We start from the raw sequence: 15,707 nt of genomic DNA, 5'->3' as shown, positions 1-15,707 counted from the left end.
AAAATGTCACTACAACCAAATTATTTAGAAGATCGAATTTGTTTAAACGTTTTGGCTAATTCAGTGGAAAATGCCAAGGACTGCTATGAAGCAGCTGAAGGGCATGTTATCTTAGGTGTATTGTCGAAAAATTATGAGAGTGATGAAGCTGCAATCATAGATATGAAAAATTATCAAAAGGCGACGAACAATGCGCTATCTGTTGGCTTAGGAGCGGGTGATCCAAATCAGAGTCAAATGGTTTCACGTATATCTGGAGAATTACAGCCTCAGCATGTAAACCAAGTCTTTACGGGTGTTGGTACATCAAGAGCGTTGTTAGGTCAATCTGAAACAGTTATCAATGGCTTAGTTTCACCAACAGGAAAAGTCGGCTACGTAAATATCGCGACAGGACCGTTGAGTTCGCAAGGAGCAGAAGGAATTGTCCCAATCGAAACAGCAATCAAATTATTGCAGGATATGGGTGGAAGCTCCATTAAGTATTTCCCAATGAAAGGCCTTGCTCATAAGGAAGAATTTAAAGCAGTGGCGGAGGCTTGTGCCAAGTATAATTTTTACTTAGAACCTACTGGCGGGATTGATTTGGACAACTTTGAAGAAATCATTCAAATCGCAGTAGATGCCGACGTGAAGAAAATCATCCCTCATGTATACAGCTCGATTATCGATGCTGAAACCGGCGATACACGTCCTGAAGACGTTAAAGAATTGCTTGAAATCTGTAAAAAAGTGTTGTAATAAGTTCGTTCACTTTTTACAGTTGATGTGGCAGAAGAAATATACCTATAAAAAAACAAATCGAATGATATATGGCAAGTGAAAAGAATTCATTTTTTAAATGAAAATCTACTGATGAATAAGAAGAGGGGAGTCAGCTATGAGATTTGCTGCTTTTGGCGAAGTAATGCTACGGCTATCACCGCCAGAATACCTATTATTGGATCAAACAAATGATTTACGGATGGATTACACGGGTACCGGTGTCAACATCATGGCGAATCTGGCTCAGTTTGGTTATGAGACTTCGTTGGTGACGGTATTGCCAGATAATCGGCTTGGACAAGTGGCTAAAGCAGCGATAGCAAAATACGGAATCAAGACGGATTTATTAAGGTTCGCTCATCATCATATTGGCAGCTATTTTGCCGAAAATGGGTATGGCGCACGTCCGACACAAGTGACGTATCAGAATCGTCACCATAGTTCATTTGGTCTTAGCAATCATGAGGCCTATGATTTCGAGAAAGTTGTTGCTGAGAATGATCTGGTCCAAATTTGTGGGATTTCATTAAGCTTGACGGATGATACACGTGATGCTGCGCACACTTTAGCGAAAAAAACGGCTGAGGCCGGAAAAAAAGTTTGTTTCGATTTTAATTTCCGCCCGAGTCTGAACACTGAGCCTGATAAAGTTGCCTTTATGAGGGAACAGTATGAAAAAATCCTGCCGTATTGTGATATTGTTTTTGGGAGTGTGCGAGATTTGACTGAATTACTTCAGTTAGAGATGATAGGCACGGAAGATGAGTTGATTATGCAATTCATGGATAAGTATCAGATTGAGTGGTTTGCGGGTACTAGAAGATTCTCAGAAAACAAACAAAAACAGCAAGAGGGGTTTCTTTATAGTCGTGAAGAATATGCGGTTAGTCCAAAGCGTGAATTAACAATCTTAGATCGAATTGGTGCTGGTGATGCCTATGCTGCAGCAATTTTAACGGGGTATGTGGAGAGATGGCGTTTACAAGAAACAGTTGAATTTGCTGCGATGAATGCGGTACTGGCTCACACGATCCATGGGGATGTGCCGTTGACAACGAAAGAACAGGTTTTTACCGTTTTGGAAAATCCGGGGATTGATTTGATACGCTGATTCATCTAACTATTTAAAATCATATAGAAACGAAGGAATGAATAGCTGAATAAAGCTGTTCATTCTTTTTTGTACTTTTGAAGCAAGTTTACTCCATGCAAATTAATAATAAAAGACTGCTTAATTTGGTTTTCTTTTAGATACCTAAATCTGGTACAATTATTATATTAGGAAATAACTAGTAATTATTCATGGTTTACTCATCTTCAAATGATCGTCATTCAAATCGAAATGAGAAGGGAAGTGAAGGAAAGCTATTTGTGAAACTCTGCAAATAGTCTTTTCCGAAGGTATGAATCGAAAAGCATTATGGGTTGCTCAAACAGGTGTATTACTGGCATTATTGATTGTCGTACAGGCGGTGACTTCTGGGTTAGGGAATACCTTAGTGACAGGCTCATTGGTCAATTTGATTTTGATTGTGGCTGTTACTACTGGAGGCTTGGCCAGTGGCATTACTATTGCGTTATTATCACCGCTCTTTGCTTTTATCTTTGGTATTGGACCGGCATTCCCACAAATTGTTTTTTGTGTTGCGATTGGAAATGCTGTATTAGTAACCATCTGGCATTTCATTGCGGGCTTCAACAAAAGACAAAGTGTTACTAATTTTGTGGTAGCGACCATCATCGGAGCGGTGGCAAAATTTGGTGTCTTATACTTATCAATTGTACAGTTCGTCGTTCCAGTGTTACTTAAAATGCCTGCTCCCAAAGCAGCTATGGTTTCAGGAGCCTTCTCATTTCCGCAGTTAATTACTGCCTTAATTGGTGGAGGGCTATCAATTTTAGTTGTACCTGTATTGTCAAAAGCATTAAATCGTCAAAGAGCATAGCAGTTAGCTAAAAAATAGGACCCTAATCGAATTTCACGATTAGGGCCCTATTTTTATGCCTTCACTTTAGTACGATCACGATAGCTTGTATGGAGAATATGATGAGCTTTTAGGCTTCCAGGTTTTTCTAAGAAATCTTGATAGATTTTTTGAACAAGTGGGTTGTCGTTTGATTTCCGCAAGCCTTTGCCTTTATCTTCAGAGTACAAAGCCGCGGCCCGTTTGGTTTTCAAATCGACAAAATTGCGAACCGATGCAGGTTGGACAGGTTGCCCGCCGCCGTTGATACAGCCGCCGGGACAGCCCATGATTTCAACAAAATGATAGAATTTTTCGCCAGATTCGATTCGTTCTAGCAATTTCTTCGCATTGCTGATGCCGGAAGCGACCGCCACGTTGATCGTTGCTCCGCTCATTTCATAGGTTGCTTCTTTGATTCCTTTCATCCCGCGAACTTCTGTGAACTCCACTTGTTCCAGTGAATGACCAGCCAAAGTTTCCGCAGCTGTTCTTAACGCTGCCTCCATAACGCCACCGGTAGCACCGAAGATATAGCCAGCTCCTGTTGCTTCACCGAACGGATCATCGAACGATTCGTCTGCCAGTTCCACAAAACGAACCCCGGCCTTATCAATCATCCGTGCTAATTCACGAGTCGTCAACGCCACATCACAGTCAGAATATCCGGCTGCGGCTTGATCTTCACGGGTGACTTCGAATTTCTTCGCCGTACATGGCATGATTCCGACAACAAAAATATCTTTTGGATCGATGCCTTCTTTTTCCGCATACCAAGTCTTCGCTAATGCGCCAAACATTTGCTGCGGTGATTTGCAGGTGGACAGGTTAGGAATCAATTCAGGATGATAGGCTTCTAAATACTTAACCCAACCTGGCGAACAAGAGGTAAACATTGGGAAAGGTCCATCGTTTCCAACCCGTTCTAAAAATTCATTGGCTTCTTCCATAATAGTAAAATCTGCAGCGACATTCGTATCAAAAACCTTATCAAAGCCGATTTGTCTTAATGCAGCAACCATTTTTCCTTCAACATTAGTACCGATTGGCATATTGAAAGCTTCACCAAGAGTAACTCGAATAGAAGGGGCTGTTTGTACAATCACATGCTTCGTTGGATCTTCTAATGCATCCCAAACTTCCTGTGTTTGATCTTTTTCATGGATCGCTCCTGTTGGGCAAACAACAATACATTGGCCACAAGAGATACATGGGACATCATCTAGGTTCTGTTCATAAGCACTGCCAATATGCGTATTAAATCCGCGGTCATTTGGTCCAATCACGCCGACAGCTTGCCATTTCGAACAAGCGGCAACACATCTGCGACATAAAATACATTTATTATTATTACGGACCATGTGCACCGCACTGTCATCGAATTCGTATTCACAGTTTTCTCCATTGAAATAATCCTCATCTGCGACATTAAATTCTTTACATAGTTTTTGCAACTCACAATTTCCGCTACGGATGCAGGAAAGGCATTTTCGTTCATGTGTGGATAGGATCAATTCCAGTGTGACTCTACGTGAATCGAAAACTTTCTTAGAATTGGTATTGATTTCCATTCCTTCACTAATTGGATAAACACAAGCAGTCACTAAACTGCGAGCACCTTTAACTTCCACCACACACATACGGCAAGCGCCAATTTCGTTAATTTCTTTTAAAAAGCACAAAGTAGGGATTTCAATGTTGTTGATTCGAGCTGCTTCAAGAATCGTCGATCCTTCAGGAGCAGTACAAATTTTTCCGTTGATTGTTATCATAACTTCTTTCATTTGCTCCACCTCCTATATGACCGTGATCGCATCATAGCGACAAGTATCAATACATAAGCCACATTTCGTACAGATCGACTGATCGATTTCATGGACTTGTTTCACTTCACCACTGATCGCACTAACTGGACAACCTTTAGCACATGCTCGACAGCCTGTACATTTATCAGGCAAAATTCGATATTGAATCAAGTTCTTACATACGCCAGAAGGACATCGACGCTCTTCAACATGGGCCAAGTACTCATCCTTGAAATATCGGAAGGTCGAAAGTACAGGATTTGGAGCGGTTTGACCAAGTCCACAAAGGGAATTTTCTTGTATGTGGTGACAAAGTTCTTCCATTCGATCCAAGTCTGCTAGAGTTGCTTTTCCCATAGTAATTTTTTCTAAAATTTCTAAAAGACGTTTCGTCCCCACACGACAAGGTACACATTTTCCGCAACTTTCTTCAACGGTGAACTCAAGGAAGAACTTAGCAATGTCCACCATACAGTTATCCTCGTCCATAACAATTAGACCGCCAGACCCCATCATTGAGCCGATTTTCTTTAAATTTTCATAATCAATCGGAACATCGTAATGCTCTTGTGGGATACAGCCACCTGAAGGACCACCTGTTTGAGCGGCTTTAAATTTCTTGCCTTCAGGTATACCTCCGCCAATATCTTCAACAATTTCTCGCAAAGTCGTTCCCATTGGGATTTCAACCAGGCCAGTATTTTGAATTTTTCCTCCTAAAGCGAAAACCTTCGTTCCTTTCGATTTTTCCGTTCCAAAACTAGCAAACCATTCAGGACCTCTTAAGATAATTTGAGGAATGTTGGCTAAGGTTTCAACGTTGTTTACGATTGTCGGCTTTCCAAACAATCCTTTTACAGCAGGGAATGGAGGCCGAGGACGTGGTTCACCACGATGTCCTTCGATACTTTCTAGTAATGCAGTTTCTTCGCCACAAACAAATGCTCCCGCGCCTAAACGCAGGTCTAAATCAAAGGAAAAATTACTGCCAAAGATATTTTTTCCTAGAAGACCTTCTTTGCGAGCTTGTTTGATTGCGATTCGTAATCGATTAACAGCAATCGGGTATTCTGCTCGCACATAAATATATCCTTGGTTTGCTCCAATCGTATATCCTGCGATAGCCATTGCTTCGATAACAGCATGAGGATCTCCTTCCAAAACTGATCGATCCATAAACGCACCAGGATCTCCTTCATCAGCGTTACAGATAACATACTTTTGATCTGATTGGCTAGCTTTAGCAAATGACCACTTCATAAAGGTAGGAAAACCAGCGCCGCCGCGTCCTCTTAGCCCTGAGGTCTCTAAGGTATTCAACACATCATCTCGTGAATACTCGTAGACTACTTTTGCTAAGGCTTGATAGCCATCGAAAGCAATGTATTCGTCGATCTTTTCAGGATTGATCCGCCCACAATTTCGCAGGGCGACACGCTTTTGTTTATGATAAAAAGGTGTATCCATCAATTTATTGATAATTTCTTTCGTTTCGTTATCGTGGTACAAAAGTTTCTCAACTAGTTTTCCTTTAACTAAATGATCTGAAACAATTTTTTTTGCATGCTTTGGCTGTACTTGGTGATAGAAGACGGCCTCTGGATAAATAATGACAATTGGTCCTTGAGCGCATAATCCAAAACAGCCAGTTTTTACAATATTTATTTTGTCTGTTAACTCATGTTTTGCCATTTCTTCTTTTAAAGCTTCAACAAATTCCCCACTTTTAGAAGAAATACATCCTGTACCGGCACAAACTAATATTTCCTTTTCGTACTGATTTTTATTGAGACCTTCATCGTCCAAACGCATTGTTACGGTTTGACGATATGTATCTCGAAGTTCCTTTAATTCATTCCAATCTCTCATATTTTTTACTCCTGACTCTTGAGGCTTTATTCAACGACAACGTTCTTTCCAAAAGATTTTTATACACCTTTTGAAAAGTAAAGGAGCAACAACCAGTTATTCTTTCTTTTGATACGTTAACAATACTTTGTCGGCCTTCTTCTTAGATAGGCGACCATAAACTTCTTCATTTACAGTTAAGACAGGTGCTAAGCCACAGGCACCAATACAACGGCATGATTCCAAGGTGAATTTCCGATCGGTTGTTGTTTCACCAGGTTCGATATTTAGTTCCGTTGAAAACGAATCTAAAATATCTCCTGCACCTTTTACATAGCAAGCAGTTCCCATACAAACACTAATCGTATGTTCTCCTTTAGGGACGAAAGTGAACTGCGCGTAAAAGGTTGCTGTACTGTAAAGTTCCTCCATGGGAAGTTCCAGCTCTTTAGAAAGCCTTTTCAAAACTTCGATTGGTAAATAGCCGTAGATTCTCTGTGCCTCTTGTAGAGCGGGCATTTGCGCGCCTCGTTGGCCTTTTAACTCCTCGATACAAGCTTGAAACTCTTGATACTGGCTTTCAGTTTCAATAAATTCAAATACTGCTTCTGTACTCATAAATCTATGCCTCCTCCTTCCTAATGTTAAATCAAATTTTCTGACTACTCATCATAATTTTATTTGAAAAAATTATTCTATATAAAATAAGTATATCAAAAATATCAGCATCTTTGTGATTAATCAGACAAATGAGAATGAGAACTGTTCTCGAATAATCTTCGTTGCATTAATAGACATTGTTTTTATAGGGGTGAATGAACTAAAAAGATTTGATATAGATAAAAAATTTGTTATCTAAAAATTGTGAATGATGATTAGTAAAAGCACATAAAGAAGGCTGAATATTTAAGATTTATTTTACACAGTGTTATTTTAATTTCTTTGATGAAAATATGGAGAAGGAAAATAAAACTTAAAAAAGATTTGTTTAGTTGTTTTTACCTGATAATTGTTCTAGCTGCATGATTCATTTTTGGCAGAAAAAGAGGAGAAAGATGAACGGACCATGATAAAATAGTTTATTGACATGGGACGCGTCCCATAGGTTACATTGGTAGTGTAAACTGTCTTTAGGAGGAAGTTCCAATGGTAAATATCCGCGACATTGCAAAAATTACAGGTGTCTCTAAGTCAACGGTTTCACGGGTAATTAACAAGCATCCATACGTTTCAGAAGATATCCGAAAGAAGGTACAATCCGTGATTGAGGATACAGGGTATGTGGTTAATGGCAATGCAGTAAAATTGAGTAATGGCAAAAATTATACACTTGGTGTTACCTTGCCTTATAACAGCTCTTGTTACGATAGATTAGTAAATAGCTTGCTGTTTCACGCAAGAGAAAAGGGGTATCAGGTTTTACTTCTACCGACTTATTATGATGAAAAAGCAGAAAAGGAGTATTACTCACTATTAGAGAAACGAATGATTGATGGATTAGTGTTGGTTTCTCGAGCGAAAAATTTAAAAAATTGGGACAAGCTCAACTCTAGAGGCCGAATTATTTCTACTGAAAAGGTTGATGATCCAAAAATTCCTATGATTTATCCAGACCGTACTATGGTATACCATCGGTTGTTTAAGGAACTTGCTCAGAAGGGATTTTCCAAGGTGGTCTTCACTAATAAACGAGCACTTTCTGAGAGCATTAGTGCTAAAGATAAGGCAAAGGGCTATCAAAAGTACTTCGGTGAGGTAATAACTGGTGAGAATTTCTTTCCAGGAATTGAAGGCTTCAATGACGGTTATTATTGGGCAAAAGAAACTTACAAAAAAATGACGATTCCTGAGGTGATTTATGCGAGTGCAGATGATACAGCAGCAGGGATTATTCATGGGCTCCAAGAAATAGGCTTCCTTCACAAGCAGGATTATCATATTATTGGTGAAGGGAATTTACCCTATAGTCAGTTATTAAATTTTACTACAATTGATTTTCTTGCAGAGGACATTGGATTTGAAGTAGTGGATTATATTGTATCTAAGCAAGAAATGATTCATAAAGCTAAGGAGCCATTAATTATCAGAAGATAAAATACAATAGAAAATTTTGATTTAGGAAAGGAAATAAGAGAATGCATATCGAGCACGTAGCAATTTGGACGAAGGATTTAGAAAAAATGAGAGAGTTTTATGAAAAGTATTTTAATGTTCGCAGTTCAGAGCGTTATCATAATAAAAGAACTGGTTTTCAATCATATTTTGTCAGCTTTGATTCAGGAAGTCGCTTAGAGCTGACCTCTAAGCAACATCTTTCTAACAGGATAGCAGATAGTTTAGGTTACACGCATTTGGCGATTTCAGTTGGAACAAAGGTGGATGTCGATGCGTATGTTGAAACATTCTTAGCAGATGGTTTTCCATTGTTGAGTGGACCTAGAACTACTGGAGATGGTTATTATGAAGCGGTCATCCAAGATCCTGAAGGGAATTTGATTGAGCTTACAACAGATTAAATTATTTTATGTTATGAGAAGTTGAATAATTGGTTGCTTTTGTTTGGCCAGGTAAAAAAACTTCTATCATGTTGAGAAGTATCTTTAATCAACAAATGTGATTGAATAATTCAAATTGCTATCATAGATTTGTGAAAAGGAAATGGCTCTCGTTATTACAGATGAAGATAAAGGGCGATAAATGAGAGTTTTGAAACATTCATGATATAGCTTAATTTAATAAAGAGCTGATTTTTATATTGAATCGGTTCCAGCGGAAGAAAATATAATATATGTATAGGGGATACCCAAGCACATCGTTTCACCAACTAGGTCATCCAGTATCTCTATAAATAATGGAGCGATTATTGCAATAAAAAAGAGTAGTGATTTTTTCACTGCTCTTTTTTGGACGGTTCTAAATTAAGTAGTTTCCTAAATTGTTTAAACCATTGAATTTCAAATTTTGCCTTTTCAATTCCTAGATCCAAAGTTGCGTATTGAAAACGGGCGATATCCTCCACATTTTTTAAGGTCATGAATTCAACGGCACCACCGTGCTCTTTTAAATCATTAATAGTAGTTTCATCAAATTGAAAGCGAGGACTTATCCTTTCACTGAGTTTTTCTAAAGATGCCAGCTCTTGTTCCAATTCTTTAATATAATTTGCTAGTAATTCATCTCGTTTTGTTTCGTTAGTAAACCCCATAAAAAAGAATTTACTTAATTCAATATTCTTTTCCTTGTAAAGGATCGGTTGAGAAATTGCTTTTTGAAAATATTCTTTTCCAGTATCAGTAATATAATAAACTTTTTTGTTCACCCCAGTGTCAACTCGTTCCTTAAAGGTGATCATGTTTTTGCTCAGCAGCTTTTTTAAAGCTGCTTGGATGCTGCCGGTACTATCGCTGCTAACGGTTGAAAGGGAATTTTTAATTGATTGACGCAGTTCGTAAATTGTTGATGCTTGAATCATTAGAAAACCTAAGATAATAGTGTCCATTTTTCCAACTCCTCAAAAAGCTATATCATTAAAAAAATTATAAAAAGACTGTTGCGAAAAAACAGATTGATCCAATCAAGGCTAAAGGTGTCATTACATATTTTTCTTTTTTGCTGAAGGACATAAGATTCATGCCAGTATTCAACAGCAAGTAAAATCCGAAGAAGATGCAGATTCCACGTGCTAGCGAAAAAGAGATGTTCAATGAAATAATTTTGCCAACATAAAGGACAGAGAAGATCGCTATTAATTGAAAAACGAAAGCACTGCCACTAACAAAACGCATTTTAACTGGTAGAACCTTATGTTTTCCTCCCATAGTAAACTCACCAAACGGAAGTCCCAGTGTCACTAATAAGGTTAATACTGCCATCATTCCAAAAATCACTGCCCCAATGATTGAAAATAATTCCATTTTGTTTCCCCCTAAATAGTTTTATGATGTTTGGTAATCTGTTCAATCCGCTACTTGTCAAACGAGATTGTAAAAATTTTCTGCCTTTATATTACTAATAGTAACATTACTAAAAGTAATACGCAATCTCTTTTAAAATTTTTTTGAATTTGTGATTGACTCCCACGTTACGTGTGACTCTATACTATAAGTAAGCTAGCGAAACAAAAAAGGAGAAAACTAAATGTTTAAAATTGGAGAATTCTCAAAATTATCAAACACTACAGTTCGCACATTAGACCATTATGCCACGTTAGGTCTTCTAAAACCGAAAGGAATTGATGATCAAACCAATTATCGATACTACTCGGCGGACCAATTGGCACAACTCAATCAAATCAAATTGTTGCAGCAAACGGGTTTGCCTTTAAAAACAATCAAGGAAATTATTGACACCAATGATTTAGATTTTTTAGAGAAACATTACACACTTCAAGAAGAAAAATTGCAGGAAGACTTAGATGAGCTGTTGAAAAAACAGCGAATGGTCTCTTTACTCAAGCAGAAGATGAAAGAAGGAAAAAGCATGACTCAATATAACGTAGTAGTAAAGGAAGTTCCAGAAAGAAATGTGCTCAGTGTTCGCAGTGTAATCGCGGATTACACGTTGGAAGGGGACTTGTGGCAAAAATTGCAGCAAGGTTTGAAAGAAACGAATGCTAAAATGAAGCAGCCGCCATTGAATATGACTCTTTTTCATGATGTGGAATATGTCGAGAAAAATGCGGATGTTGAAGTTCAAACAAGTGTGGTTGGAGACTACCCTGAAGTTCACACCGTTGAGTTCAAAAAAGAGCCAGCCTTTATCATGGCTTCGGTGACCTTCAGCGGCAGCTTTGAGCAAATGCCGCAAGTGACTCAAACTATCGCCGAGTGGTTAGAAGCAAACGAGTATAAAATCGTTGGTCCTATGATCAATATTGGTCACGTTTCTCCAGGAGAAGATCCAAATCCAGAAAACTGGGTGACTGAATCAGGTTTTGTTGTTTCAAAATAAGCTTAGTATCTAGCAGTTAATTCTTTTATCTAACCGCTTTTTATTATTGAAAGGATAAGCACGATGAAACATATTATTGAAGCATTTCATCCCTCGGGAGGGAAGCACTGTATTACTAATGCTTTAAAGCAGGTTTTTGACTATTATCATCGACCACTATCTGAAGCTATGCTCTTCGGTATTGGTTCTGGCTTGTCATTTACTTACATCAACTTAGCCCACTCGCCGATGATTTCTGGCAGATCAAAACCAATCGAGTTTGAAGCAAAGCTTGCGGAACGTTTAGGAGTTCGTATCAAATGTCGCCAACCGAAAAACTATCCAGTAGCTCTAGCTAAAACGAAAAAACTGATTCAGAAAAATAAACCTGTTTTGATTTATGTGGACATGCCGTTTCTAAATTATTTAAACATGGATCGAAACAGTCATTTTGGCGGACATGCTGTCGTATTATTTGGCTATGATGATGAAAATCAAGAGTTTTATCTAACTGATCGTGATTGCGCGGATTATCCCATTCGTACACCTAAAGGAAAAATCGCCTGTGATTATCATCGGGTCAGCTATCAAGAAATGGAACGTGCACGAAATAGCAATTTTAGACCCTTTCCAGCAAACAATAAATATCTAGAGTTTGATTTTTCATCTTACGAGGGAATTCAAAAAAGGGAACTTATTGCTGCTATAAAAGAGACCTGTGACAATATGCTGCGTCCTCCAGCTAAGTTGTTAGGAATCAATGGAATCATCAAGTTTTCGCAAGAAATTTTAAAATGGAAATCCTTTGACCAAAGTAAAAGGAAAATCGCTGGTATAACGAACTACTTCCAGATTAGTGAAGATGGTGGTACAGGTGGAGGCGCCTTCCGAAAAATGTACGGAGAGTTTTTAATCGAGGCCAATCAGTTGTTTAACAATCAGAGTCTTGAGCAGATTGGTCAAGGCTTCATGAAACTGGGAGAAGAATGGGATTCACTTGCAGAAGAGTTATGGCAGCTGGGAGCGACGGGTGATGACAGTTTATTATGCACATTAAGTGAACACATTCTTACATTAGCGGATACCGAAAAAATTCTATTGGAAGAGCTAGAATTTTCGATATGTAATTAAAGTAATAAAACAGTAAATTGAACAGAAATACTGTTCAATTTACTGTTTTACTCGTTCAAATAATCTAGCTGTTTAATTAACGTATTCATTCTGAAGTCATCAATTTTTCTTCCCAAAGCAGCCAGACTTTTTATTGAAGGGACGTCCTCTAAAACAAATAATCTTTCCTCAGGGATTATTGGAGTAGAAAAATTTGTCACATAAAGGTCAGAAATTAATGAATCAGACGCGACTTCAGCATAAATTTTTTCGGAATGAATATCCAACAAAAGTTTATCATGAAAATTTTTATTCAGATAATAGGCGAGAAGTTGAGCATGTTTTGGTCCTAAGTCACTACAGACTTCAGTAAGGACAGGTCTTCTTAATTGATCTAATTGTTTTGGAAGATCCTTCCAATAAATAAATAGCTCAAATAAAACTTGATGATAGTACATTGTGTACCAAGGAAATCGGTTTTTTGATTCTTGATCCTTTAAGATTTTTTCTAAGACCTTACTAAAAACAGCAAAATCTCGTTGAATAGTCAAACTATTGTATAGCTGTCTGTTATAAGCAATGTACGTTTCATAGGGATAGGTTTTGTAGGAGTTATAGACCGTTTTAAATAATGAAATACAGTTTTTACGGCTTTCATTAGAAATAGTAATTCCTAAAGCATTGACGATTAAATCGATTATATTATCACTAAAGCGTTCGATTCGTTCCTCTTCAGCTAAATTATCCCAGCTGAAATCATACCAAAAAATAGTTTGGATCAAATCTTTCTTTACCAGTTCAGTAATAGGTAGAGAGAAACTAGGCAGCAACTCAGTGATTAGTGTTTCATACAAGAGCGTTTTTTCACTAGATAAGTCACGCTTATCTGAGTTAAGAAATCCTTGCTGTTGTCGAATGATACTAACGGCTATTAAAAAGGAGAGCTCAGCCCTTTGCAGGAAGTTCAACTTTAGATCAAAATGCCTATCTATTTGATTAACAGTAGTCCAGACTACTTTTTGATCTAACTGGAAGGGCCATTCATAGACATCATAAACTTCTAAAAAATAAGCAGCCATGAATAAACGAACTTGAAGCTCGTTCGTTCCAGTTAGCATCAGATTATTACGATCAATTTGTAAACCACGCATCTTTAGTCCTTCATTCAATTTGACGATGCGGCGATACAGACTTGAAGAACTGAGAAAAAGTTCCTTTTCCAATTCAGTCCGTAATTTTCCAGGTTGAAAAAAAAGAATTTCCAAAAGTTGAAAAGTTGGAGATTCTTTTAAAATATCAGAAAAGACTTCACGTACGGTATGGTTATGTTTTTCACTTAGATGTAAATCTCCAGAGGTATTTCTTTCGATTTGTAGAATAGCATTCCATCGCTCTTCAATTTCTTGGCAATCATTTACAATTGTTTTTGGAACCGCATCCACAATTTTCGCTATTTTTTTTACAGATACATAGCTGTTAGTTGTTCGAAGTAATTCAATTATCTTAATTTGACGATTTTGGGTAGAAGATAAGGCATGTCTCATGTTAAACCCTCTTTCAATCGATTGATACCTTTAGTATATAGTAAAATTTCTCAACTGAAAATAAATAATATAATTAATATATAAAGTCCTTTTTATTTTGAAAATTGGAAGAATTATTGATTTATTTGTGTCATACTCGTTATATATGGAGGGATGTATAGAGTGAATAAAATAATAGATGGGTTTAAGTTGAAAGTAATCGAAAACATTATGCTATAAGAATGATGTTTTTTTTGCTGATTTCTATTTATCCTTTTCATCTCCTCTTTAATGGAAAAAATCCCTTCACTCTTATTGAATTAGTAAATAATTTTTTTTCACTTTACCAACAGGATTGCTACTAATGATAGTTTATAAGAAAGTTGATTCATCCTTCTTGAGGCATTTAGTGGTTTTATTCTTTACGATGGTGACTATGTTTTCTGATTGGCCTTTGGTGGGTGTTTTACTGATTTTTGGTTTTTACAGATGGAAAAATACGAAGTGGGAAATCCAATTACCAATTATATATACGACATTTATTCTAATGTCGATGCGGCTATTAATATATGTCTCTTCACCCCAATCAAGGCCATTTTCTCAAGTTTTTTCTGGATTAGGTATGCTATTAGTCATCCCGTTACTCTTTGCGTATAACGGTAAAAGAGGCTATTCGCCAAGTTGGGTAAAATGGGGATTTTATAATTTTTATCCTTTACATTTAGTTGCTTTAGCATTGATTCGTCTAGTGATTCAATGAAGTGATTTTAGAAGAAACAGGTGAACTTTAATGAGACTAGAAAAATCGCAGGTCAAAATTTTTTTAAATTATTAATCAGTAGTTCTATCGGCGATGGTAAGTGGGAGATTATACTTGATTTTTAACAGAAAAAAGACTCTATTTTAAGGTTTCCTTTGAAAGAGTAAAGTGTAAACCTTAGAATTATCATCAAAATAACTAAAAATTTTACAGATTCTAAAATAAATGAGATGATTCAAGTAGTGTAATAGGACTTTAGACGGGTCCAAAATAATCTATAATGATTGTAAAATGGTATAAACAAAATGAAGCAAGGGGAGGATATTTTTGAAGAAGGTAATTATTTTAGGTTTATCAGTTGCATTGTTAGGTGGTCTAGCAGGCTGTAATTCAGATTCGGAGGAATCAATCAGTTCGAGTTCTACCTCAAAACAGACAAGTCAAACAAGCAAAAGTCAATCAAGTAGTCAAAAAAACACAAATTTCAAGGTTAGTGTAGAGGATGCGATCAAGGAATATCAAAAGGAATACCCAGATAGCGATATTACTTCAATTGATTTAGAAACTTCTTTTGGGAACTATTTTTACAAAATCGAAGGGGTTGACTACAATAAAGAATATGAAGTCCGAGTGGACGCCGATACGAAGAAGGTCTCTAAAGAACGTGAAGAAGAATTAGATATTGAAGACAAAGAAGGTGTAAAAAGAAAAGAAGACAAGCTGAACATAGAAAATCTTTTAAGCATCGAGAAAGTTTCCGAAATTGCTACAGAAAATGTTGGCAGCGGGAAAGCGACTGACTGGAGCTTAGACAAGGATATGGGGACTACCTATTGGGAAGTCAAAGTAATCGATGGACAGAAAGAAACAGAAGTAAAGATCAATGCACAATCTGGGGATGTTTTAGAAACTGAAACGGATGATTAATGCTTTAAAAAAGGCTCATGGAGATAGTATCCATGAGCCTTTTTTATTTAGATTGAGGAGATTATTCGTTCAGATT

At 37.2% G+C, this 15,707-nt stretch carries 15 protein-coding genes; 9 read left to right on the top strand and 6 right to left on the bottom strand.

The features are described 5' to 3' along the window. Nucleotides 1-3: 3 nt before the first annotated feature. From dagF to IGI50_RS09685, 3 genes are all read left to right on the top strand, one after another. A complete protein-coding gene (gene dagF / locus IGI50_RS09695; protein WP_438776832.1) occupies nucleotides 4-741 on the top strand; it encodes a 2-dehydro-3-deoxy-phosphogluconate aldolase in 738 nt (245 codons plus the stop codon). A 139-nt stretch (nucleotides 742-880) separates the two neighbouring features. Next, nucleotides 881-1,876 (top strand): sugar kinase, encoded by a 996-nt coding sequence (locus IGI50_RS09690; protein WP_438776831.1) that lies wholly within the window; start codon nucleotides 881-883, stop codon nucleotides 1,874-1,876. 292 nt (nucleotides 1,877-2,168) lie between these two features. Beyond that, nucleotides 2,169-2,711 (top strand): ECF transporter S component, encoded by a 543-nt coding sequence (locus IGI50_RS09685; protein WP_218255881.1) that lies wholly within the window; start codon nucleotides 2,169-2,171, stop codon nucleotides 2,709-2,711. 53 nt (nucleotides 2,712-2,764) lie between these two features. On the opposite strand, the gene IGI50_RS09680 is transcribed toward IGI50_RS09685, so the two are convergent. The 3 genes from IGI50_RS09680 to IGI50_RS09670 all read right to left on the bottom strand — a co-directional run bounded on the left by IGI50_RS09680 (nucleotide 2,765) and on the right by IGI50_RS09670 (nucleotide 7,000). Then, complete coding sequence (locus IGI50_RS09680; protein ID WP_438776830.1) at nucleotides 2,765-4,513, bottom strand: NADH-dependent [FeFe] hydrogenase, group A6; 1,749 nt, start codon at nucleotides 4,511-4,513, stop codon at nucleotides 2,765-2,767. A 12-nt stretch (nucleotides 4,514-4,525) separates the two neighbouring features. After that, nucleotides 4,526-6,403, bottom strand: coding sequence for an NADH-quinone oxidoreductase subunit NuoF (gene nuoF / locus IGI50_RS09675; protein WP_438776829.1), 1,878 nt, complete (start codon nucleotides 6,401-6,403; stop codon nucleotides 4,526-4,528). 96 nt (nucleotides 6,404-6,499) lie between these two features. Beyond that, the gene (locus tag IGI50_RS09670; protein ID WP_311855264.1) at nucleotides 6,500-7,000 is read right to left on the bottom strand and encodes an NADH-quinone oxidoreductase subunit NuoE family protein; all 501 of its coding nucleotides are present in this window, start codon (nucleotides 6,998-7,000) and stop codon (nucleotides 6,500-6,502) included. Between the two features lie 528 nt (nucleotides 7,001-7,528). Here IGI50_RS09670 and IGI50_RS09665 point away from each other — a divergent pair. Together IGI50_RS09665 and IGI50_RS09660 are read left to right on the top strand one after the other, a co-directional pair. Continuing rightward, on the top strand, nucleotides 7,529-8,476 hold the full coding sequence (locus tag IGI50_RS09665) for a LacI family DNA-binding transcriptional regulator (protein ID WP_438776828.1): 948 nt from the start codon (nucleotides 7,529-7,531) through the stop codon (nucleotides 8,474-8,476). Nucleotides 8,477-8,517: 41 nt separating this feature from the next. Further along, complete coding sequence (locus tag IGI50_RS09660) at nucleotides 8,518-8,898, top strand: VOC family protein (RefSeq protein ID WP_218255873.1); 381 nt, start codon at nucleotides 8,518-8,520, stop codon at nucleotides 8,896-8,898. 374 nt (nucleotides 8,899-9,272) lie between these two features. Here the strand turns inward: IGI50_RS09660 and IGI50_RS09655 are convergent, their stop codons facing one another. Both IGI50_RS09655 and IGI50_RS09650 read right to left on the bottom strand, forming a co-directional pair. Then, entirely contained in the window at nucleotides 9,273-9,881 is a 609-nt protein-coding gene (locus tag IGI50_RS09655) for a PadR family transcriptional regulator (RefSeq protein ID WP_438776827.1), read from the bottom strand. Nucleotides 9,882-9,918: 37 nt separating this feature from the next. Then, a complete protein-coding gene (locus IGI50_RS09650; RefSeq protein ID WP_438776826.1) occupies nucleotides 9,919-10,296 on the bottom strand; it encodes a hypothetical protein in 378 nt (125 codons plus the stop codon). A 223-nt stretch (nucleotides 10,297-10,519) separates the two neighbouring features. Here IGI50_RS09650 and IGI50_RS09645 point away from each other — a divergent pair, with 223 nt between their 5' ends. Together IGI50_RS09645 and IGI50_RS09640 are read left to right on the top strand one after the other, a co-directional pair. Continuing rightward, nucleotides 10,520-11,332: a MerR family transcriptional regulator gene (locus IGI50_RS09645; RefSeq protein ID WP_218255867.1), complete on the top strand. Its 813-nt coding sequence runs from the start codon at nucleotides 10,520-10,522 to the stop codon at nucleotides 11,330-11,332. Between the two features lie 63 nt (nucleotides 11,333-11,395). Next, nucleotides 11,396-12,442, top strand: coding sequence for a BtrH N-terminal domain-containing protein (locus tag IGI50_RS09640; RefSeq protein ID WP_438776825.1), 1,047 nt, complete (start codon nucleotides 11,396-11,398; stop codon nucleotides 12,440-12,442). 47 nt (nucleotides 12,443-12,489) lie between these two features. On the opposite strand, the gene IGI50_RS09635 is transcribed toward IGI50_RS09640, so the two are convergent. Continuing rightward, entirely contained in the window at nucleotides 12,490-13,965 is a 1,476-nt protein-coding gene (locus IGI50_RS09635) for a helix-turn-helix domain-containing protein (RefSeq protein WP_438776824.1), read from the bottom strand. A 343-nt stretch (nucleotides 13,966-14,308) separates the two neighbouring features. Between IGI50_RS09635 and IGI50_RS09630 the strand changes: the two genes are divergently transcribed. Next, nucleotides 14,309-14,704: a TraX family protein gene (locus IGI50_RS09630; protein ID WP_438776823.1), complete on the top strand. Its 396-nt coding sequence runs from the start codon at nucleotides 14,309-14,311 to the stop codon at nucleotides 14,702-14,704. 327 nt (nucleotides 14,705-15,031) lie between these two features. Continuing rightward, the gene (locus IGI50_RS09625; RefSeq protein ID WP_438776822.1) at nucleotides 15,032-15,631 is read left to right on the top strand and encodes a PepSY domain-containing protein; all 600 of its coding nucleotides are present in this window, start codon (nucleotides 15,032-15,034) and stop codon (nucleotides 15,629-15,631) included. Nucleotides 15,632-15,707 lie beyond the last annotated feature (76 nt).

It is taken from the genome of Enterococcus sp. DIV0170 (genome assembly GCF_051710765.1).
GTDB classification, from domain to species: Bacteria; Bacillota; Bacilli; order Lactobacillales; family Enterococcaceae; genus Enterococcus_A; species Enterococcus_A raffinosus.
Note: the sequence above shows the minus strand (reverse complement) of the source record. Positions and strands in the feature narration are given on the sequence as shown.

What these genes read in the sequence shown, in the direction of transcription:
- dagF (WP_438776832.1), top strand. Translation starts at nt 4, where the DNA reads ATGTCACTACAACCAAATTATTTAGAAGATCGAATTTGTTTAAACGTT.
- IGI50_RS09690 (WP_438776831.1), top strand. Translation starts at nt 881, where the DNA reads ATGAGATTTGCTGCTTTTGGCGAAGTAATGCTACGGCTATCACCGCCA.
- IGI50_RS09685 (WP_218255881.1), top strand. Translation starts at nt 2,169, where the DNA reads ATGAATCGAAAAGCATTATGGGTTGCTCAAACAGGTGTATTACTGGCA.
- IGI50_RS09680 (WP_438776830.1), bottom strand. Translation starts at nt 4,513, where the DNA reads ATGAAAGAAGTTATGATAACAATCAACGGAAAAATTTGTACTGCTCCT.
- nuoF (WP_438776829.1), bottom strand. Translation starts at nt 6,403, where the DNA reads ATGAGAGATTGGAATGAATTAAAGGAACTTCGAGATACATATCGTCAA.
- IGI50_RS09670 (WP_311855264.1), bottom strand. Translation starts at nt 7,000, where the DNA reads ATGAGTACAGAAGCAGTATTTGAATTTATTGAAACTGAAAGCCAGTAT.
- IGI50_RS09665 (WP_438776828.1), top strand. Translation starts at nt 7,529, where the DNA reads ATGGTAAATATCCGCGACATTGCAAAAATTACAGGTGTCTCTAAGTCA.
- IGI50_RS09660 (WP_218255873.1), top strand. Translation starts at nt 8,518, where the DNA reads ATGCATATCGAGCACGTAGCAATTTGGACGAAGGATTTAGAAAAAATG.
- IGI50_RS09655 (WP_438776827.1), bottom strand. Translation starts at nt 9,881, where the DNA reads ATGGACACTATTATCTTAGGTTTTCTAATGATTCAAGCATCAACAATT.
- IGI50_RS09650 (WP_438776826.1), bottom strand. Translation starts at nt 10,296, where the DNA reads ATGGAATTATTTTCAATCATTGGGGCAGTGATTTTTGGAATGATGGCA.
- IGI50_RS09645 (WP_218255867.1), top strand. Translation starts at nt 10,520, where the DNA reads ATGTTTAAAATTGGAGAATTCTCAAAATTATCAAACACTACAGTTCGC.
- IGI50_RS09640 (WP_438776825.1), top strand. Translation starts at nt 11,396, where the DNA reads ATGAAACATATTATTGAAGCATTTCATCCCTCGGGAGGGAAGCACTGT.
- IGI50_RS09635 (WP_438776824.1), bottom strand. Translation starts at nt 13,965, where the DNA reads ATGAGACATGCCTTATCTTCTACCCAAAATCGTCAAATTAAGATAATT.
- IGI50_RS09630 (WP_438776823.1), top strand. Translation starts at nt 14,309, where the DNA reads ATGATAGTTTATAAGAAAGTTGATTCATCCTTCTTGAGGCATTTAGTG.